The organism is Streptomyces angustmyceticus, assembly GCF_040701845.1.
Taxonomy (GTDB): domain Bacteria; phylum Actinomycetota; class Actinomycetes; order Streptomycetales; family Streptomycetaceae; genus Streptomyces; species Streptomyces angustmyceticus_A.
This window is the reverse complement of record NZ_JBFBHQ010000001.1, coordinates 203,975-220,490: the sequence shown is the minus strand read 5'-3', so window position 1 is coordinate 220,490 and position 16,516 is coordinate 203,975. Positions and strand designations below refer to the sequence as shown.

The window sequence follows — 16,516 nt, the reverse complement described above, 5'->3', positions numbered from 1 at the left end:
GTGGAGATGCCGCACGGTTTCCTGCGGAAACTTTCGATGGACTCGAATGATCGCCGGGCCCGACGCCGGACGGCATGACCGAGATCCTGACCGATGCCTTTCTGCCGGGCCTTTGGGCGGGCTATGCGCTGGCCGTTCCCGTCGGCGCACTGGCCGTGCTGCTGGTGAGCGTGACCGCCCGGACCTCGTTCCGCCTCGGCGCCTCGGCGGCGCTCGGCGTGGCCACCGCCGACGGCCTCTACGCGCTGGCCGCGGTGGCCGGTGGCGCCGCCCTCTCCCGCGCCGTCGCACCGGTCGCGGGCCCCCTGCGCGCGCTCGCCGCCGCCCTCCTGCTCGCCATGGCACTGCGCACCGCCGTCCGGGCGCTGCGCCACCGCGGCACACAGGACGACGGCCCGGAACGGAACGCCCTGGGGCGCCCCGGCCGGGCCTATCTCGCCTTCCTGGGGCTGACGTTGGTCAACCCCTGGGCCGTGCTCTACTTCTCCGCGCTGGTGCTCGCCGGGGGTGCGGGCACCCCCGGCGCCGGTGCCGCCGGCCCCGCCGCCTTCGTGGTGGCGGTGACCCTCGCCTCCGCGAGCTGGCAACTGTTCCTGGCCGCCGGCGGCACCGTACTGGGCCGGGTGCTCACCGGACCGCGTGGGCGGGTCGTCACCGCGGTGCTCTCCGCCGTGGTGGTCTCAGCGCTGGCGGCCCACCTGCTGCTGCGCGTCTGAGACGCCCACCGGCGGTGGTGCGGCATGCTCGCCGGTGCCCCAGCCGGACGGGGCGGTGCCCACGGTGAAGGCGAGTTCGCGGCTGGTGCGGAGTTCGTCGGTGGTGAGGTAGGTGCGGTCGTGGGCGGTGCCGTCCAGGCGTACCGACTGTGCGTAGCGGTGGGTGGCGGATGTGCCGGGGGCGGTGACGGTGAAGTGGCCGGCCGGGTAGTAGCGGCGGTCCAGGGTCAGGTCCACCCGGTCGAAGACGGGGGTGCTCAGCCCCCAGGTGTCGGTGCCGGGCTGTACCGGGAACACCCCGATCGAGGAGAGCACCATCCACGCCGACATCGTCCCCAGGTCGTCGTTCCCGGTCATGCCGGTGGGAGCGTCGGTGAACAGCGTCAGCGCGGCGTGCACCACGTCCGTGGTCTTCCAGGGGTGGCCGGTGGAGAGGTAGGTGTACGGCGCGATGAGATCGGGCTCGTTCTGCGGGTTGTACTTGTCCGCGTTGTAGTAGTCGTACGGCCCGTTGACCCACACCTCACGGGCCGTCCTCTCCGGGTCCCGCAGCAGCTTCGGGTAGGCGAAGAACGCGTCGAGACGCTCCTCCGCCCTGGCCCTGCCGCCGATCAGCTTCAGCATCCCCGGCAGGTCCTGCGGGACCAGCCACTGGTACTGCCAGGACGTGCCCTCGTGGAAGCCCTCGCTCTTGGCCGGGTCGGCGGGCCCGGTGAAGGCGCCCTGCGCGTCGCGGGCCCGGAAGAAGCCGGTCGAGGCGTCGAAGATCCTGCGGTAGTTCCGGGCGCGGGCCGCGTACCGGTCGGCGTCCCCGTCGTGTCCCAGATCGCGCGCCATCTGGGCCAGCATCGCGTCCGACAGGGCGTATTCGAGGGTGGCCGAGGCGCCGTGGTCGAAGTCGGAGTCGCCGGGCTTGGGGTGCGGACGGCCCTTGATGTACGGGGCGAACCCGTTCTTCAGGTAGGGCGCGTTGGCCTCCCGCCCGACGGCCGGCGAACCGGCCGGCGGCACACCGTCGGCGTTCTTCTTCAGCGCCGCGTACGCCTCCTCCTCGTGCCCCCGCAGCAGCCCCTGCTGATAGGCGTTGGTGAGGAACGGGGTGACCGGATCGCCGGTCATGATGTTCGTCTCGACCGTGCCGTAGCCCCACTTGGGCAGCCAGCCGCTCTCCTTGTCGATGCGCAGGACCGACAGTGCCATGTCGCGGGACTCCCGCGGCGCCAGCAGCGCCAGCAACTGTGCCTGGGTGCGGTAGGTGTCCCACAGCGACCAGTTCTGGTAGTAGGTGAAGCCCCTGGCGCGATGGGTCCGCCGGTCCCAGCCGGTGTAGCGGCCGTCCACGTCGCTGCCGATGTTCGGTGCGAGGAAGGACCGGTAGAGGGCGGAGTAGAAGGTGCGCCGCAGCGTCCGGTCGCCGCCCCCGGCCCGCACCAGACCCAGCCGCCGCTCCCATGCGGCGTCGGCCGCCGCCTTCGCGCGGTCGAAGGAACCGCCGCCCTCCGCCCGCAGGTTGCGCGCCGCGCCCGCCGCGTCCACATAGCTCAGGGCGGTGGTCGCCTCGACGGTGCGGTCCGTGCGGGTGTCGAAGCGGGCGTAGGCGCCGTGCCGGCCGGTGGCGGTGGAGTCCCGGGAGCCGGCCGTGACCTTGTCGCCGTCCCAGGTTCCGTACGACGTGAACGGCCGGTCGAAGCGGGTGAGGGTGTAGACGGTGTAGGGCGCGGTGTCCTGGCAGAAGCCGCGGCCGGTGATGGCGGTGCGGATGGTGCGGGAGTCCAGTACCTCGACCCGGGTCGAGACGGTCCGGTGCAGCGACTGGCCCGCGTTGAGCAGCACATTGGCCTTGTCGGTGGCCGGGAAGGTGTAGCGCTGTCTGCCGGTGCGGGCGGTGGCGGTCAGCTCGGCGGTGATGCCGCCGTAGGACGTCAGGCCGACGCGGTAGTAGCCCGGCCGGGCCGATTCGTCGTCATGGCCGTAGCCGGCGGCGTACTTCGCATTGTCGGTCTCGGTGATGTCGCCGGTGGTGGGCAGCACCGGCAGATCTCCGCCGAGGCCGCAGCCGACGCCGGAGATGTGCACCGAGCCGAAGCCCCGGATGTGGTCGTCGTCGTAGCCGTAGCCGGTGGTGTGACCGGTGTCGGGGGAGAGCTGCACCATGCCGAAGGGGACGGCCGCGCCCGGGTAGGTGTTGCCGTCGTTGCGGGTGCCGATGAACGGGTTGACCAGGTCGGTGAGCGGGCCGCCGGGCGGCTCGGCCTGTGCTGCGGGGGCCGTGAGCGCGCCGGTGAGGAGGGCGGCCGCCAGCACCGCGACCGCGGTGCGCCGCCGGGTGCGACTGAGCCAGGGCATGGATCCGGACCTCCGGGATCGGTGCGCCGCCGAGCGGCCCGTCGGGCGTGCGGGGACGCCACCCGGTCCACCGGCCGACAACGTTGTCAGGGCGCGCTCATTCTTGGCTCCGGTCAGGTGCGCGTCAAGAGGGGGTGCGGCGCCAACTCCGGTGCTTCCGGCTCCTGTCGCGAGGTCATGCGGTCGTCCGGCGCACGCCAACCGTCCCGAAAATCATGAGCTGTCCGCCTTGCTCTCTTCAGGGGGGCGTGTCTCAATGGTCAGCGATTCAGGTCGCTGACCATCCGTCAGATCTGGACGGTGGTCGGCCGGGTCCCGACCGCGGGCCCCGCGTGGCCGCCTGTCGTTCCCTCGCACACCCCGCGACGCCGTGCCATGGGCCTGCACCCCCCTCGAGAAGGCGGTACTCCCCCATGAGACACCTCAGATCAGGCACGCTCAGATTCGGTACGGCGCTCGCCGTCGCCGTCGCCGCGGCCGGCACACTGGCGATGGCACCGGCCGCCGCCGCGGTGACCCCCGGCACCGCCACCGTCTCGTTCGACTGCGGCGCATTCGGCTCCGGCACGGCGACGCTCACCGCGACCCAGAACGGCACGGCCGCGACCATCAGCCTGGCCACGTCGGCGATCACCTCGCCGATACCCATCGGCGCGAACTCGGTCGCCTCCACCCTCACCCTCACCAAGAACGGCTCCGGGACCACCACGTTCACCGGCAGCTCCAACCCGGCGATCCCGGCCGGCAGCCAGGTCTCCACCGGCCCGCTCCGCGGCACGGTCGCCGCGGGCGACAAGCTGGCGGCCACGTCCCTGAAGGTCGTGGTGTTCGGCATCACGGCCACCTGCAACGCCACGTCGCCGCAGTCCCCGGGACCGTTCGTCTTCTGATACCGCGGACGGGCGGGACCGGCGGCAGTCGTCCGCCGGTCCCGCCCGTCCGTCAGCCGCCGCGGCTCACAGCTGGTTCCCGCCGGTCCCGCCGCCCGCCCTCTGCCGCTCCACCCGTGCCAGGTTCGACCGGCGGTAGGAGTACCCGAAGTAGACGACCATGCCGATCAGGAACCAGATCACGAACCGCACCCAGGTCTGCCACTCCAGGAACGTGATCAGCCAGAGCGAGAAGCACACACCGATCGCCGGTACCACCGGCATGCCCGGGGTGCGGAACGTCCGCGGCAGGTCGGGGCGCTTGTAGCGGAGCACGATCACCGCGATGCAGACGACCACGAACGCCAGCAGAATGCCGATGTTCGTCAGCTCGGCGGCCTCACCGATCGGCAAGAAGCCCGCGATGACCGCGGAGACGACGCCGACGATCCAGGTCACCCGGGTCGGCACATGGTGCTTGGGGCTGGTCTTGGCGAACCACTTCGGCAGCAGGCCGTCCCGGCTCATCGAGAACCACACCCGGGTCACCCCGAGCATGAAGGTGAACATGACCGTCAGGATGCCGATGATCGCGCCGACCGCGATGACGTCCGCCAGGCTGCTCAGGCCCACCGACTTGAAGGCCGACGAGAAGCCGCTCTCCGGGTCGATGTCCTTGTAGTTCTGCATACCCGTCAGCACCAGGCAGGCCAGGATGTACAGCACCATCGAGATGGCCAGCGAATAGATGATCGCCTTCGGCATGTGGCGCTGGGCGTCCTTGGACTCCTCGGCCGCGGTGCTCATCGCGTCGTAGCCGAAGACGGCGAAGAAGACGGTGGCCGCACCGGTGAAGGCGCCGCTCACCCCGAACGGGAAGAACGGTGTGTAGTTCGAGGTCTTGATGTGGAAGAAGCCGACCGCGATCACGACGATGACCACGATGACCTTCAGGGCCACCACGATCGTCTCGAAGCGCGCGGCGTTCTTGATGCCCAGGGTCAGCAGGAAGGCGATCAGCAGACAGAGCACCGCAGCGAAGAGGTCCACCTGGTGCCCCGGGCCCGTCCCCGGCGCGCCGAGCATCCAGGCGGGCAGATCGACGCCCAAGTCGCTGAGCAGGAAGCCGAAGTAGCCCGAGATGCCGATCGCGACCACCGCCACGATCGCGGTGTACTCCAGCAGCAGGTCCCAGCCGATGAACCAGCCCGCGACCTCCCCGAGGACCGCGTAGCCGTAGGTGTAGGCCGAGCCCGCCTTCGGGATCAGGCCGGCGAACTCGGCGTACGAGAACGCGGCCGCGGCGCTGGCGATGCCCGCGATGAGGAAGGAGATCAGTACCGCGGGCCCGGCCTTTCCGTTCGCGACGGTGCCGGCCAGTGTGAAGATCCCCGCGCCGATGATGCCGCCGACACCGATGGCCGTCAGCTGCCACAGGCCGAGCTCCCGGGTGAGCTGCTCGCTCGCGGTGCCTTCCGTCTCCTGGATGTGTTCGATCGGTTTACGGCGCAAAATGCCCTGTCCCGCGCGCAGCCCCATACGTCATCCCTCCGTACGCTCCGTCGTGGTCCGACGGCGGATCATCATGGACCTTCGGAGGCGACGAGGGAAGGCGACTCCCTAGTACTGCGGGGACTCGCCGGGAGACGTACACGGGAGGGGGGTCAATCGGCGTCCTCCAGCCGGAATCCGACCTTCAGGCCGACCTGGTAGTGGTCGATCTCGCCGTCGACGATATGCCCGCGGACCTGGCTGATCTCGAACCAGTCGAGGTTGCGCAGGGTCTGCGAGGCGCGCTTGATGCCATTGCGGATCGCGGCGTCCACGCTCTGCTGGGACGTACCGACGATCTCGGTCACGCGATACGTGCGGTCGGTCACGGTGGTCTCCCTCGCCCGGGGCGGCGCTCCGCCCGTGCACTGTCCACCGTGCCTCAGGGCGGCCCGCCCCACCAGCGGAGCGTCCGGGCGGCCCCTGGGGCGCGCGGCTCAGGGGACGACGGTGACCGGCCAGCGGCCGGCCTTCACCAGGCGTACCGCGACCGAGCCCATGATGCGGTGCCCGGCCTGCTCCGAGGCGCCGACCACCACGGCGTCCGCCGTGAGGTCGTCGGCCATCTGCACCATGCCGTTGTACGGGTCGCCCCGCAGGGTGTGGAACTCCCAGCGCAGGCTGTATATCCCTTCGAGCCGCTCGGTCGCCCGGCGGATCTCGGCCATCAGCTCCTCGGCGACCTCGTCGGTCGCGTCGGCGACCGGGGCGCCCATCGCCGCTCCGGCCGGCAGCACCGGCTGGACGTAGACCAGCACCAGCTTCGAGGACTGGCGCCTGGCCAGCCCCGCCGCGTACGAGGCGGCACGCCACGACGAGTCGGAGCCGTCGACGCCGACGACGATGACCTTCGGGCCGTCCGTTCCGCGCTCGAACGGCGCGGCTGCGTTGTCCTCCACACCAGGGAGGTTATCCGCACATGCGTGCCGGCGGAGCGCCGGGCCCGCCCCGCAGGCCCCGCCGCGGGGGCGGGTGCGCTCAGGCGGGGGCCGGCGGCCAGCTGTCCGGGGACAGCACGCCCAGCACGTAGGCGCGGGCGACCAGCGCGGTACGGCCCTGCACCCGCCAGCGGCGGGCCAGCCGGGTGAGGTGATAGTTCACCCCGTCGACCGTCAGCCCCAGCGCCGTACCGATCGCCGCGGTGGTGGCGCCGCCCGCGGCCAGCGCCAGGATCCGGGCCTCCACCGGGCTCGCCGACCCGCGCGGCGCCGGCCGCGGGGCGCTCTCGCCGACCCGCAGCAGCGCCAGCAGGGCGGGCGGGTGCACCGAGGGGTCGCCCACCGGGTCGATGGTCAGCTCCCCTTCCCGCTCGGTCCCGTCCGACCCGGCGCGCCAGCGCACCTCGACCGGATAGCGGGAACGGCGCCCCAGGCGCAGGGCCTCGGTGAGGCGGTCGAGCTGGGCCTTGGCGCGCGGCTCGAAGAGGTCCAGCAGGTTGCGGCCGCGCAGTTGTCCCGGGGCCGCGCCCCACTGCTCGGCCATCGCCGGATTGGCGATCAGCACCTCGCCGTGGGCCCGGCACACCGCGATCGGCGTGGGGATGCGGTCCAGCAGGATCAGGAAGTAGTTGCGCCACGGGCCACCCGCGTACGGCCCGGCCGGGTCGACGTAGCCGCGCTCACAGGGCGCCTTGCCCTCTCCGTCCGCGTCCGGCGTTCCGTCGGCAGTCCCGTTGTCCATTTCCCCTTCTCAGGTCCGTGCGCAAGAGCGAGCACCGAAAAACCACTGCACAATCATGCAGTTGTCCGGGCGTGACCTGCACGTGGGGCCCTGCACGCTGGAGACATGACCGACACCATCGCGCTCCACAGCGACGAACGCGCCGCCGATGACGGCATTCCGGTGGCCGACCTCACGGACGCCGGGCTCACCCACACGCCCATCCAGCAGTCCATGGACCTCGCCCGGCTCCACGGCCCGGTCTTCAAGCGCAAGTTCGGCGAACGCGAGACGCTCTTCCTCTCCTCGCTGGACCTGGTCACCGAGGTCGCCGACGAGTCACGCTTCACCAAGGGCGTGTCGGTCGTCCTGGAGAACGTCAGAGAGTTCGCCGGTGACGGTCTGTTCACCGCCTACAACGACGAGCCGAACTGGGCCAAGGCGCACGAGGTCCTGATGCCGGCCTTCGCGCTCGGCTCGATGCGCACCTACCACCCCGCGATGCTCAAGGTCGCCCGCCGGGTGATGGCCGCCTGGGACCGGCGGGTCGCCGACGGCACGCCCGTCCAGGTCGCCGAGGACATGACCCGGATGACGCTGGACACCATCGGGCTCGCCGGCTTCGGCTTCGACTTCGAGTCGTTCTCCCGCGGCGACAGCGCGCACCCGTTCGTCGAGGCGATGGTGCGCTGCCTCGAATGGAGCATGACGAAGTTCTCCCGCGACCCCGAGGCGGACCACTCCGCCGCGGACGCGGCGTTCCAGGCCGACGCCGACTACCTCGCGTCGGTCGTCGACGAGGTCATCACCGCCCGGACCGAGAGCGGCGAGACCGGGGACGACGACCTGCTGGGCCTGATGCTCGGCGCCGGCGGCCGGGGCGACGGCACGCCGGCCCTCGACCTCGCCAACATCCGCAACCAGGTCATCACCTTCCTGATCGCCGGTCACGAGACCACCTCCGGCGCGCTCTCCTTCGCCCTCTACCACCTGCTCAAGGACCCGCTCGCGCTGCGCATGGTCCAGCGCGAGGCCGACGAGCTGTGGGGCGACCGGAGCGACCCCGACCCCTCGTTCGAGGACATCGGCCGGCTGCCGTTCACCCGCCAGGTCCTCAACGAGGCGCTGCGGCTGTGGCCCACCGCCGCCGCCTTCACCCGGCAGGCCCGTGAGGACACGCTGCTCGGCGGCCGCTACCCGGTCAAGGCCGGTGAGCTGGTCACGGTGCTCACCCCGATGCTGCACCGCGACCCCGCCTGGGGCGACAACCCCGAGCTGTTCGACCCGTCCCGCTTCAGCCCGGAGGCCGAGGCGGCCCGCTCGCCGCACGCCTACAAGCCGTTCGGGACCGGTGAACGCGCCTGCATCGGACGGCAGTTCGCGCTCCACGAGGCGACCATGCTGCTCGCCCTCCTCGCCCACCGCTACCGCCTGACCGACCACGGCGACTACCGGCTGCGCATCAAGGAGACGCTGACCCTCAAGCCCGACGGGTTCACCCTCACCCTCGCCGCCCGCACGCCCGCCGACCGGGCCGCGGTCCGCGCCGCGCTGGCCGTGCTCCCCGGCGGCGGTGCCGGCACCGCGGACGACACCGCGCCCGACGACGGGCTGCCCACCCGTGCCGTCCAGGGCACCGGCCTGCTGTTGCTGCACGGCAGCAACTACGGCACCTGCCGGGAGTTCGCCGAGCGGCTCGCCGACGAGGCCACCGGCCTCGGCTTCGCCGCCGACGTGGCGCCGCTGGACGCGTACGCCGGCGCGCTACCCGCCGACCGGCCCGTCGTCATCGTCGCCGCCTCCTACAACGGCCGGCCCACCGACGACGCGGCCGCCTTCGTGAGCTGGCTGAACACCGCGCAGGACGGGGCCGCCACCGGCCTCCCGTTCGCCGTCCTCGGTGTCGGCGACCGCAACTGGGCCGCCACCTACCAGCACATACCGACCCTCATCGACGACCGCCTCGCCGCACTCGGCGCCGACCGGCTGCTGCCGCGCGCCGAGGCCGACGCCTCCGGCGACCTGGGCGGCACCGTCAAGGAGTTCACCGCGGCGCTGCGCACCCAACTGCTGACGCGCTACGGCGACCCGGCGAGCGTCGGCGCGAGCGCACCGGACGACGAGGACACCGGCTACACCGTCACCGAGGTCACCGGCGGCCCGCTGGACGCGCTCGCCGCCCGTCACGGCCTCGTCCCGATGACCGTCACCGAGGCCCGTGACCTCACCGCCGAGGGCTGGCCGCGGCCCAAGCGCTTCCTGCGCATCGCGCTGCCGGACGGCGTCGGCTACCGCACCGCCGACCACCTCGCGGTGCTGCCGGCCAACGGCCCGGCCGCCGTCGAGCGGGCCGCCCGGGCCCTCGGCGCCGACCTCGACACCGTCCTCGCGCTGCACTGCGGCCGCCGCGCGAGCCGCGACACCCTGCCCGTCGACCGCCCCCTGACGGTCCGTGACCTGCTCACCCACCACCTGGAGCTGGGCGTCCGCCCAACGGCCGCCCAGGTGGCGCAGCTCGCCGCGCACAACCCCTGCCCGCCCGAGCGCCACGCCCTGGAGAACCTCGCCGAGGACGACCCGCGCACCGTGATCGACCTGATCGAGGCCCATCCGGCGCTGCGCGGCGCGCTGCCCTGGCCTGCGGTCCTGGAGCTGCTGCCGCCGCTGCGCGTCCGGCACTACTCCCTGTCGTCCTCGCCCGCGGCCGACCCCCGGCACGCCGATCTGATGGTCTCGCTGCTGCCCGGCGGCACCGGCTCGACCCATCTGCACTCCCTGCGGTCCGGCGACACCGTCCTGGCCCGGGTCCAGCCCTGCCGCGAGGCCTTCCGCCTCGACGCGGCCGATGGCACCCCGGTCATCCTGATCGCGGCCGGCACCGGCCTCGCGCCCTTCCGCGGCGCCGTGGCCGACCGCCTCGCCGCGGGCCAGCAGGCCCCCGCCCGGCTCTACTTCGGCTGCGACGACCCCACCGCCGACTTCCTGCACGCCGACGAGTTCGCCGCCGCCGAAGCCGCCGGCGTCATCGCGATGCGCCCCGTCTTCAGCGAGCGCCCCGAGCACGGCCACCGCTTCGTCCAGCACCGGATCGCCGCCGAGGCGGCCGAGGTGTGGGAGCTGCTGCAGGCCGGCGCGCGGGTGTACGTCTGCGGTGACGGCAGCCGGATGGCCCCCGGGGTACGGGCCGCCTTCCGCGAGCTGCACGGCGCCTCCACCGGCGCCTCGCCCCAGGAGTCCGAGGCCTGGCTGCGGGAGCTGACCGCCTCCGGCCGCTACATCGAGGACGTGTACGCGGCGGGCTGAGACCCGGCGTCCCGCCCCCGGCGGACCGGATCTCCGGCCCGCCGGGGGGCCGGGAGCGGCGGCGCCCCCGCGCCCGCCGCCCCCGGCTACTCCGCGCTCACCGGCTTTCCGGCCGCGCCGGGCAGATGGACCACCAGCAGGGCGATCCCGGCGACGGTGAGGTTGCGGGTCGCGGCCTCCAGCCCGTTCCAGTCCTTCGACTGCCACATCGCGAACCACTCGCCGCCGATCGCGAGGAAGCCCACCCCGAACAGCAGCACCACCATCAGCAGCCCGAGCGTGCTTATCCGCCGGGCGCGGGCGAAGCCGCCGCGCCGCGCACCGACCACCCACAGCGCGGTGCCCGCGAGCAGCACCACCGCGGCCACCGTCTCCCAGGCGATGATCGCCAGATACGCGGCGTCCTGGAGCCCGTGCGAGGTGAGGGCCCGCCACATCAGGTCCGGGTCCTTGAACGTGGTGTCCATGGCCAGGACATGACGGACGAAGGCCTGGTTGGTGCCGAAGTCGGTGATGTTGCCGAAGGCCACGAGCGAGATGAGGAGCGCGACCGTCCCCGTGAGGACGGCCGCCGCCAGCGGCAGTCCGGTACGTGGCGTGCGGTCGGTGGGGTGTCTGTCGGTCATGCGCCCTCCCCGGCGGTTCCTGTCATTCTTTGTTTCCTTCTCTGTTGCGGCCCTCATGGTCCCTCATCTGCCGAACTCCCGTACGCTGCTCCCCGATCGACCGGACGACCGACCGGTCGGGGCGGCGTTCGGGAGCAGGACCGACGGCCGACGACCTAGGGGAAAGCGGGGCACATGAACGGGAAGCGGTGTGTGGGGACGGTCGCCGCCGCGGCGGCGGCAGTGATCGCGGTGAGCGGACCGGCGGGCGCCGAGCCGGCCGCCACGACATACGGCACCAGCACGTCCGTGGGCGTCCACAACGCCTATGAGAAGGACAAGTACCGCTACTTCGCGGACGCCCTGGACTCCGGCGCCGCACTGCTCGAACTCGACCTCTGGTCCAATGCCCTGGGCCGGTCCTGGCGGGTCTCGCACAGCAACCCGCTCGGGAACAACAGCAACTGCGAGGGTGCCGCCAACGCCTCGGAGCTGCGCACCAAGAGCCGCGACCAGGACTTCGCCGGCTGTCTGGCCGACATGAAGGCCTGGCACGACGCCCACCCCGGCCACCGCCCGATCCTGCTCAAGGTCGAGATGAAGGACGGCTTCAACGCCAAGGGCGGCCGCGGCCCCGCCGAGTTCGACGCACTGGTCCGGCAGAAGCTGGGCGACGCGGTCTACGGCCCCGGGGACCTCACCGGCGGGCACGCCACCGCCGACGAGGCGGTGCGGGCCGGCGGGTGGCCCTCGCGCGCCGACCTGGCCGGCAAGTTCCTGTTCGAGCTGATACCCGGCACGGTCGAGGAGAAGAACCCGTTCGACAAGCTGTGGACCGACGTCGAGTACGCCGGCCACCTCAAGGACCTTGCGGCGCAAGGGAAGCTGGCGCAGTCGACGGCGTTCCCCGCGGTGCACGGAGCGGCTCCCGGCGACCCCCGCGAGCGCTACGCCGACCCGGCGCTGCGCCCCTGGTTCGTGGTCTTCGACGGCGACGCCGCGACGTATCTCAACGGCAGTATCGACACCTCCTGGTACGACACCCGCCACTACCTGCTCATCATGACCGACGCCCACAACGTGCCGCCGGTCATCGACGGTACGCACCCGACCGAGGCGGAGGCGCTGGCCCGGGTCCGGCGGCTCGCCGCGGCGCACGCGAGCTTCGCCACCGCCGACTGGTACCCGCTGCCGTCCGTCCTCAAGACCGTGGTGCCGCGCGGGGCATGACGCCGAGGGCGGCGGTCCCGGAGCCGGGCTGCGCGGCCCGCGGGTCGGGCTCCGCGGCCGCCCGCCGGTAGAGCGCGGCCACGTCCGCGCCGAACCGGCTGCTGTACGAGACGTAGTCGTCTCCGCCCCCGTCCAGGCCGCCTATCACGCCGATCAGCGACCCGGTGCCGGTGGCCGGGTCGAGGTCGGTGAGCATCGGCCCGCCGCTCGTCCCGTTGGGGAACCCCGGGCAGTCGAAGCGGAGTTGGGTCGGGCTCGGGGCGTCGGTGCGGTTGCGGCAGCTGACCGGCGCGTCCTGGTCCTCGGGGTAGCCGACCAGCTGCGCGGGACGTCCGGCCGGTGTGCCGAAGCGGATGCGTTCGGCGCCGGTGACGTCCTCTATCCGGCCGCCGCCCCTTCCTGCCCGGCGCACCCGCAGGAAGGCCACGTCGTGGTCGGGGTCCCGGTCGCGGATCCAGCGCGGATCGACCTGGATCCGGGTGGGCACCCACAGGCCGTACGGCGCGATCCCGTCGTGCAGGCCGGGCGCGAACACCAGCCGGGTGCGGAAGCCGTCGTCGTGCACACAGTGCGCCGCGGTGACGATGAGGTCGCCCCCGGGGGCGTGCACCACGCTTGCCGTGCAGTGGTGGACCGGGTCGCCGTCGTCGTCGGGGGAGAAGAGCGCGCCGATCGCCGGTGCGGGCGCCGCCGGGGCCGCCCGCAGGGGCCGGGACACCGCCAGCGGGGCCGCCCGCCCGCCGCCGTAGCGTGCCGTCACCGGCGGCCCGGGACGCTCCTGGTAGGGGCCGGCGAGCAGTGCGGCGGCGGCCCGGTCGCCGTCGGCGCGGGTCGCGAGGTAGGAGCCGGTGGTGGTGTCCCCGGCGGCCAGGAACGGATCGCGGGCGGGGGCTCCCAGCACCAGTGCCGTGCTGCCCACGGCCACGGTGAGCACCCCGAGCACGAGGGTGACCCGCAGCGGAACGCCGGGCCGGCCGCGGCCGGTGCAGGCCGGGCCGCGGGGACCGAGGCAGTCCTCGGCCGCCGGTGCCCCGGCCGCCCGGTCCGCCCCGCCGGCGTGGTCCGCCGGCTCGGTCCCGCGTTCGCTCGTCTCCACCAACAGCCCGCCTCGCCGCATCAGCCGGCGCTTTACCCCGTCGGATGCGGGGACGTCACCGGAACCAGACATTTCACCCAGTCTGATGCACGGATCCGTCCCATGGTTCGGTCACTTGGCGCATCATTCCGCTCGGAAGGCGAAGATCACGGAAAGGAACCGGGGCTCGGAAACCCGGCGGACCCGCCGTCCGAGGGGCCCGTCGGACAGGCCGCGGCGGGCGGCGGCGGCCGCGCCGCCGGACCGCGCCGCGTTGGGCCGGTCGGGTGACCCGCGCGGGGCCCCGGCCGAACCGGTCCGGGACCCCGGTGGTGCGGCGCGCGCCCCGCCGCTCCCGCTCAGGCCGTCAGCCGCACGCCCTGCCCCGCGAGGTTGTGCCGGATCAGCGTCTCCGCCAGGCCGGTCTCGTTCGGGAAGTCCATCGGGACGATCCCCAGGCCCGTCCAGCCGCTCCCTTCCGAGCCCTCCAGCAGCCGCTTGACCTGGGGGTTGAGGCGGTCCGCGTTGGAGCGGGGCGGGAGCAGGGCGGCGGTGCTCACATAGTTGACGAAGAGCTTGCCGGGCTGGGCGACGGCCTTGCGGAACTGGGCCTCGATCTTGGGGTACTTGCCGAACGGCTCCGCCATGTAGTCGTCCTGGATGTCGAACAGCTGCGGATCGGCGTAGCGGACGCCGCCCAGGCCGTCGGAGTCCGCCAGCAGCACCACCCGGCCGCGGGCCTGGCCCAGCGTCGGCAGGCCGGCGTCCAGCCGGAACAGGGACCGGTAGCCCTTGTCGTCCAGGTAGATGCCGAAGATCCGGCGGAACTCCTCGGCGCCGACCTCCGAGTACTCCTGCTTGACCCGCATCAGGACCGTCTCGGAAGGGTGCGCCCGCAGGAACGCCCGGCAGGCGTTGAGCACATCACCGAACATCAGCTCCTGGTAGAAGGCGCCGTGATGGATGGCGAAGACGTTGTCGATGGCCCGGCAGCGGACGTCCAGGAAGCGGATGCCGCTGTTGAGCTGGGCGTCGACGGGGGTGTTCTGGCAGGCGACCCAGGGGCCGCCCACCCGGGCGCCCGAGTCGTGGGTGCCGGGGATCGTCAGCCGCTGGACGGGGGTGGCGTCGCCGAGCGCCGACATCCAGTCCTGCACGGACAGTCCGGCCCGGCGCTGGGCCGCGTCCGCCGTGAACTGCCCGCTGCCGAAGCCCGCCAGCACCCCGGCGGCCGACAGCCCGGCCGCGCCCCGGAGGAAGTTGCGCCGATCCAGTCCCAGCCCCATGCCGCTTCCCCTGTCGTCGAGTCTGCGTGGGCGCGCGGCAACAGCCCCGGCGCGCACCTGCGATCGGGGCATCGAACCACAAGGAGCGCGCGGGCGGCACCCGGCCGGCGGACCGGAGGGTCACGCCGGCCGGGAAAGGGCGGATATCAGACGCGGAAGGACAGCGACAGCGCGAACCGGTCCGCGCTGTCGGTCCACCAGCTGTCCAATTCGAGCCCTGCGGAGGCGAGTTCGGCCCGCACGCCCTCCCGGCGGAACTTGGCCGAGACCTCGGTCCGCAGCTCCTCGCCCGCGGTGAAGGTCACCGCCAGGTCCACTCCGGGGACCTTGACGGTCAGGTCCTTGCGGGCCCGCAGTCGCATCTCGATCCACTCGCGCTCGGTGTTCCACAGCGCGACGTGGTCGAAGTCCGCGGGGTCGAAGTCGCCGCCCAGCTCGCGGTTGATGACCTCCAGGACGTTCTTGTTGAACGCGGCCGTCACGCCCTGCGGGTCGTCGTAGGCGGCGACGAGGGTGGCCTCGTCCTTGACCAGGTCGGTGCCGAGCAGCAGCGCGTCGCCCGGGGAGAGCATGTCGTGCACGGACCGCAGGAACGCGGCGCGCTCCTCGGGGAGCAGATTGCCGATGGTGCCGCCGAGGAAGGCGAGCAGCCGCGGGCCCGGGGTGTCGGGGAGCTCGATGCCCTGCTGGAAGTCGGCGACCAGCGCGTGCACGGTGAGGCCGGGGTGCTCGGTGAGCAGCGTCTCGCCCGCCGCGGCCAGCGCCGATTCGCTGACGTCGACGGGCAGATAGCTGTGCAGTTCGTCCAGGGCGCCGATGAGGTGGCGGGTCTTGTCGGAGGAGCCCGACCCCAGCTCGATCAGGGTGCGCGCCCGGGTGGCCGCGGCGATGTGGTCGGCGCGGGTGAGCAGGATCTCCCGCTCGGCGCGGGTCGGGTAGTAGTCGGGCAGCTTGGTGATGTCCTCGAACAGCTCGCTGCCGCGGGCGTCGTAGAACCACTTGGGCGGCAGTTGTTTGGGGGTACGGGCCAGGCCCTGGGCGACATCGGCGCGCAGCGCGGCCGCGGTGGCGTCGGCAGGAAGGGTGCGGGTGATGCTGAGCGGGCTCACGTGGCGGGCTCCTTGAGCGGGGTGAGGTGGACCTCGGTCCGGGTGGCGCGCAGCAGGGTGCGGTCCGGGACGTCGGTCCAGTGGGGGGAATCGTCGTACGGTTCGGAGGCGACGACCGTGCCGCCTCCGGGACGGGCCAGGTGGCACAGCGTGTCGCCCCAGGTGGTGGCGGCGATGGTGGTGCCGTCGGTCAGCAGCAGATTGAGCCGGGAGCCGGGCGCGGCCGCCGCGACCGCAGCGACGGTGCCGGCCAGCGCCTCGCCGGGCTCGTCGCCGCGGGTCAGCCGGTGCCGGACGAGCGCCCACAGGAACGCCGCGTCGCAGCGGGCCGGCAGCCGCAGCAGCTCCCCCGGGGGCAGTTCGGCCGCCAGCGGGGCGAGCGACTCCGGCCAGCCGGACACCGCGCCGTTGTGGCTGAAGAGATAGCGCCCCTCGGCGTACGGCGCGGCCGCGGCCTCGGCGTCCGCACCGGCCACGGTGGCGTCGCGTACGGCGGCGAGCAGTGCGCCGGTGCGCACCACCCGCCCCAGATCGGGCAGCAGGTCGTCGCCCCAGATCGGCCCGGCCCGCCGGTAGCGGGCGGGCAGCGGATCGTCCGGCGCGTACCAGCCGACGCCGAACCCGTCCGCGTTGACCGTCCCGTGCCGCTGCCGGCGCGGCTCCCACGACTGCCGGTAGAGGCTGTGCGGCGGGGCCAGGACCACCTGGCCGAGGGGGATCTCGGGCCCCAGATAGGCAAGATGACGGCACATCAGGCATCGGCCTCC

Annotated in this window: 14 protein-coding genes; 4 read left to right on the top strand and 10 right to left on the bottom strand. The window is 72.9% G+C overall.

Features of this window, described 5'->3' with window-relative positions; all coding sequences use genetic code 11:
• Positions 1-74 precede the first annotated feature (74 nt).
• Positions 75-716: a LysE family transporter gene (locus tag AB0411_RS00920; protein WP_366415039.1), complete on the top strand. Its 642-nt coding sequence runs from the start codon at positions 75-77 to the stop codon at positions 714-716.
• On the opposite strand, the gene AB0411_RS00915 is transcribed toward AB0411_RS00920, so the two are convergent.
• Positions 681-3,062 carry a GH92 family glycosyl hydrolase gene (locus tag AB0411_RS00915; RefSeq protein ID WP_366415038.1) on the bottom strand — a complete coding sequence of 794 codons (2,382 nt, stop codon included), beginning with the start codon at positions 3,060-3,062 and terminating at the stop codon, positions 681-683. The two genes, AB0411_RS00920 and AB0411_RS00915, sit on opposite strands and share 36 nt — an antisense overlap.
• 413 nt (positions 3,063-3,475) lie before the next feature.
• Here AB0411_RS00915 and AB0411_RS00910 point away from each other — a divergent pair, with 413 nt between their 5' ends.
• Positions 3,476-3,952: a hypothetical protein gene (locus tag AB0411_RS00910; protein ID WP_366415037.1), complete on the top strand. Its 477-nt coding sequence runs from the start codon at positions 3,476-3,478 to the stop codon at positions 3,950-3,952.
• 66 nt (positions 3,953-4,018) lie between these two features.
• On the opposite strand, the gene AB0411_RS00905 is transcribed toward AB0411_RS00910, so the two are convergent.
• The 4 genes from AB0411_RS00905 to AB0411_RS00890 form a co-directional block, all read right to left on the bottom strand.
• The gene (locus AB0411_RS00905) at positions 4,019-5,470 is read right to left on the bottom strand and encodes an amino acid permease (RefSeq protein WP_366415036.1); all 1,452 of its coding nucleotides are present in this window, start codon (positions 5,468-5,470) and stop codon (positions 4,019-4,021) included.
• A gap of 125 nt (positions 5,471-5,595) precedes the next feature.
• Complete coding sequence (locus AB0411_RS00900; RefSeq protein ID WP_086721526.1) at positions 5,596-5,811, bottom strand: dodecin; 216 nt, start codon at positions 5,809-5,811, stop codon at positions 5,596-5,598.
• A 108-nt stretch (positions 5,812-5,919) separates the two neighbouring features.
• On the bottom strand, positions 5,920-6,381 hold the full coding sequence (locus AB0411_RS00895; protein ID WP_366415035.1) for a universal stress protein: 462 nt from the start codon (positions 6,379-6,381) through the stop codon (positions 5,920-5,922).
• A 79-nt stretch (positions 6,382-6,460) separates the two neighbouring features.
• A complete protein-coding gene (locus AB0411_RS00890) occupies positions 6,461-7,162 on the bottom strand; it encodes a PAS domain-containing protein (RefSeq protein ID WP_366415034.1) in 702 nt (233 codons plus the stop codon).
• 105 nt (positions 7,163-7,267) lie between these two features.
• On the opposite strand from AB0411_RS00890, the gene AB0411_RS00885 reads away from it, so the two are divergent.
• Positions 7,268-10,444 carry a bifunctional cytochrome P450/NADPH--P450 reductase gene (locus AB0411_RS00885; RefSeq protein WP_366415033.1) on the top strand — a complete coding sequence of 1,059 codons (3,177 nt, stop codon included), beginning with the start codon at positions 7,268-7,270 and terminating at the stop codon, positions 10,442-10,444.
• A gap of 86 nt (positions 10,445-10,530) precedes the next feature.
• Here AB0411_RS00885 and AB0411_RS00880 read toward each other — a convergent pair whose 3' ends face one another.
• Positions 10,531-11,070, bottom strand: coding sequence for a DUF2165 domain-containing protein (locus AB0411_RS00880; protein WP_366415032.1), 540 nt, complete (start codon positions 11,068-11,070; stop codon positions 10,531-10,533).
• A 174-nt stretch (positions 11,071-11,244) separates the two neighbouring features.
• On the opposite strand from AB0411_RS00880, the gene AB0411_RS00875 reads away from it, so the two are divergent.
• On the top strand, positions 11,245-12,279 hold the full coding sequence (locus AB0411_RS00875) for a phosphatidylinositol-specific phospholipase C domain-containing protein (protein ID WP_366415031.1): 1,035 nt from the start codon (positions 11,245-11,247) through the stop codon (positions 12,277-12,279).
• On the opposite strand, the gene AB0411_RS00870 is transcribed toward AB0411_RS00875, so the two are convergent.
• The 4 genes from AB0411_RS00870 to egtC form a co-directional block, all read right to left on the bottom strand.
• On the bottom strand, positions 12,251-13,447 hold the full coding sequence (locus AB0411_RS00870) for a trypsin-like serine peptidase (RefSeq protein ID WP_366415030.1): 1,197 nt from the start codon (positions 13,445-13,447) through the stop codon (positions 12,251-12,253). The two genes, AB0411_RS00875 and AB0411_RS00870, sit on opposite strands and share 29 nt — an antisense overlap.
• A gap of 266 nt (positions 13,448-13,713) precedes the next feature.
• Entirely contained in the window at positions 13,714-14,640 is a 927-nt protein-coding gene (locus tag AB0411_RS00865) for a phosphatidylinositol-specific phospholipase C (RefSeq protein ID WP_366415029.1), read from the bottom strand.
• 146 nt (positions 14,641-14,786) lie between these two features.
• On the bottom strand, positions 14,787-15,749 hold the full coding sequence (gene egtD / locus AB0411_RS00860; RefSeq protein ID WP_366415028.1) for an L-histidine N(alpha)-methyltransferase: 963 nt from the start codon (positions 15,747-15,749) through the stop codon (positions 14,787-14,789).
• Entirely contained in the window at positions 15,746-16,501 is a 756-nt protein-coding gene (gene egtC, locus AB0411_RS00855) for an ergothioneine biosynthesis protein EgtC (RefSeq protein ID WP_366415027.1), read from the bottom strand. The genes egtD and egtC overlap by 4 nt, the downstream gene beginning before the upstream one ends.
• Between the last annotated feature and the right edge of the window lie 15 nt (positions 16,502-16,516).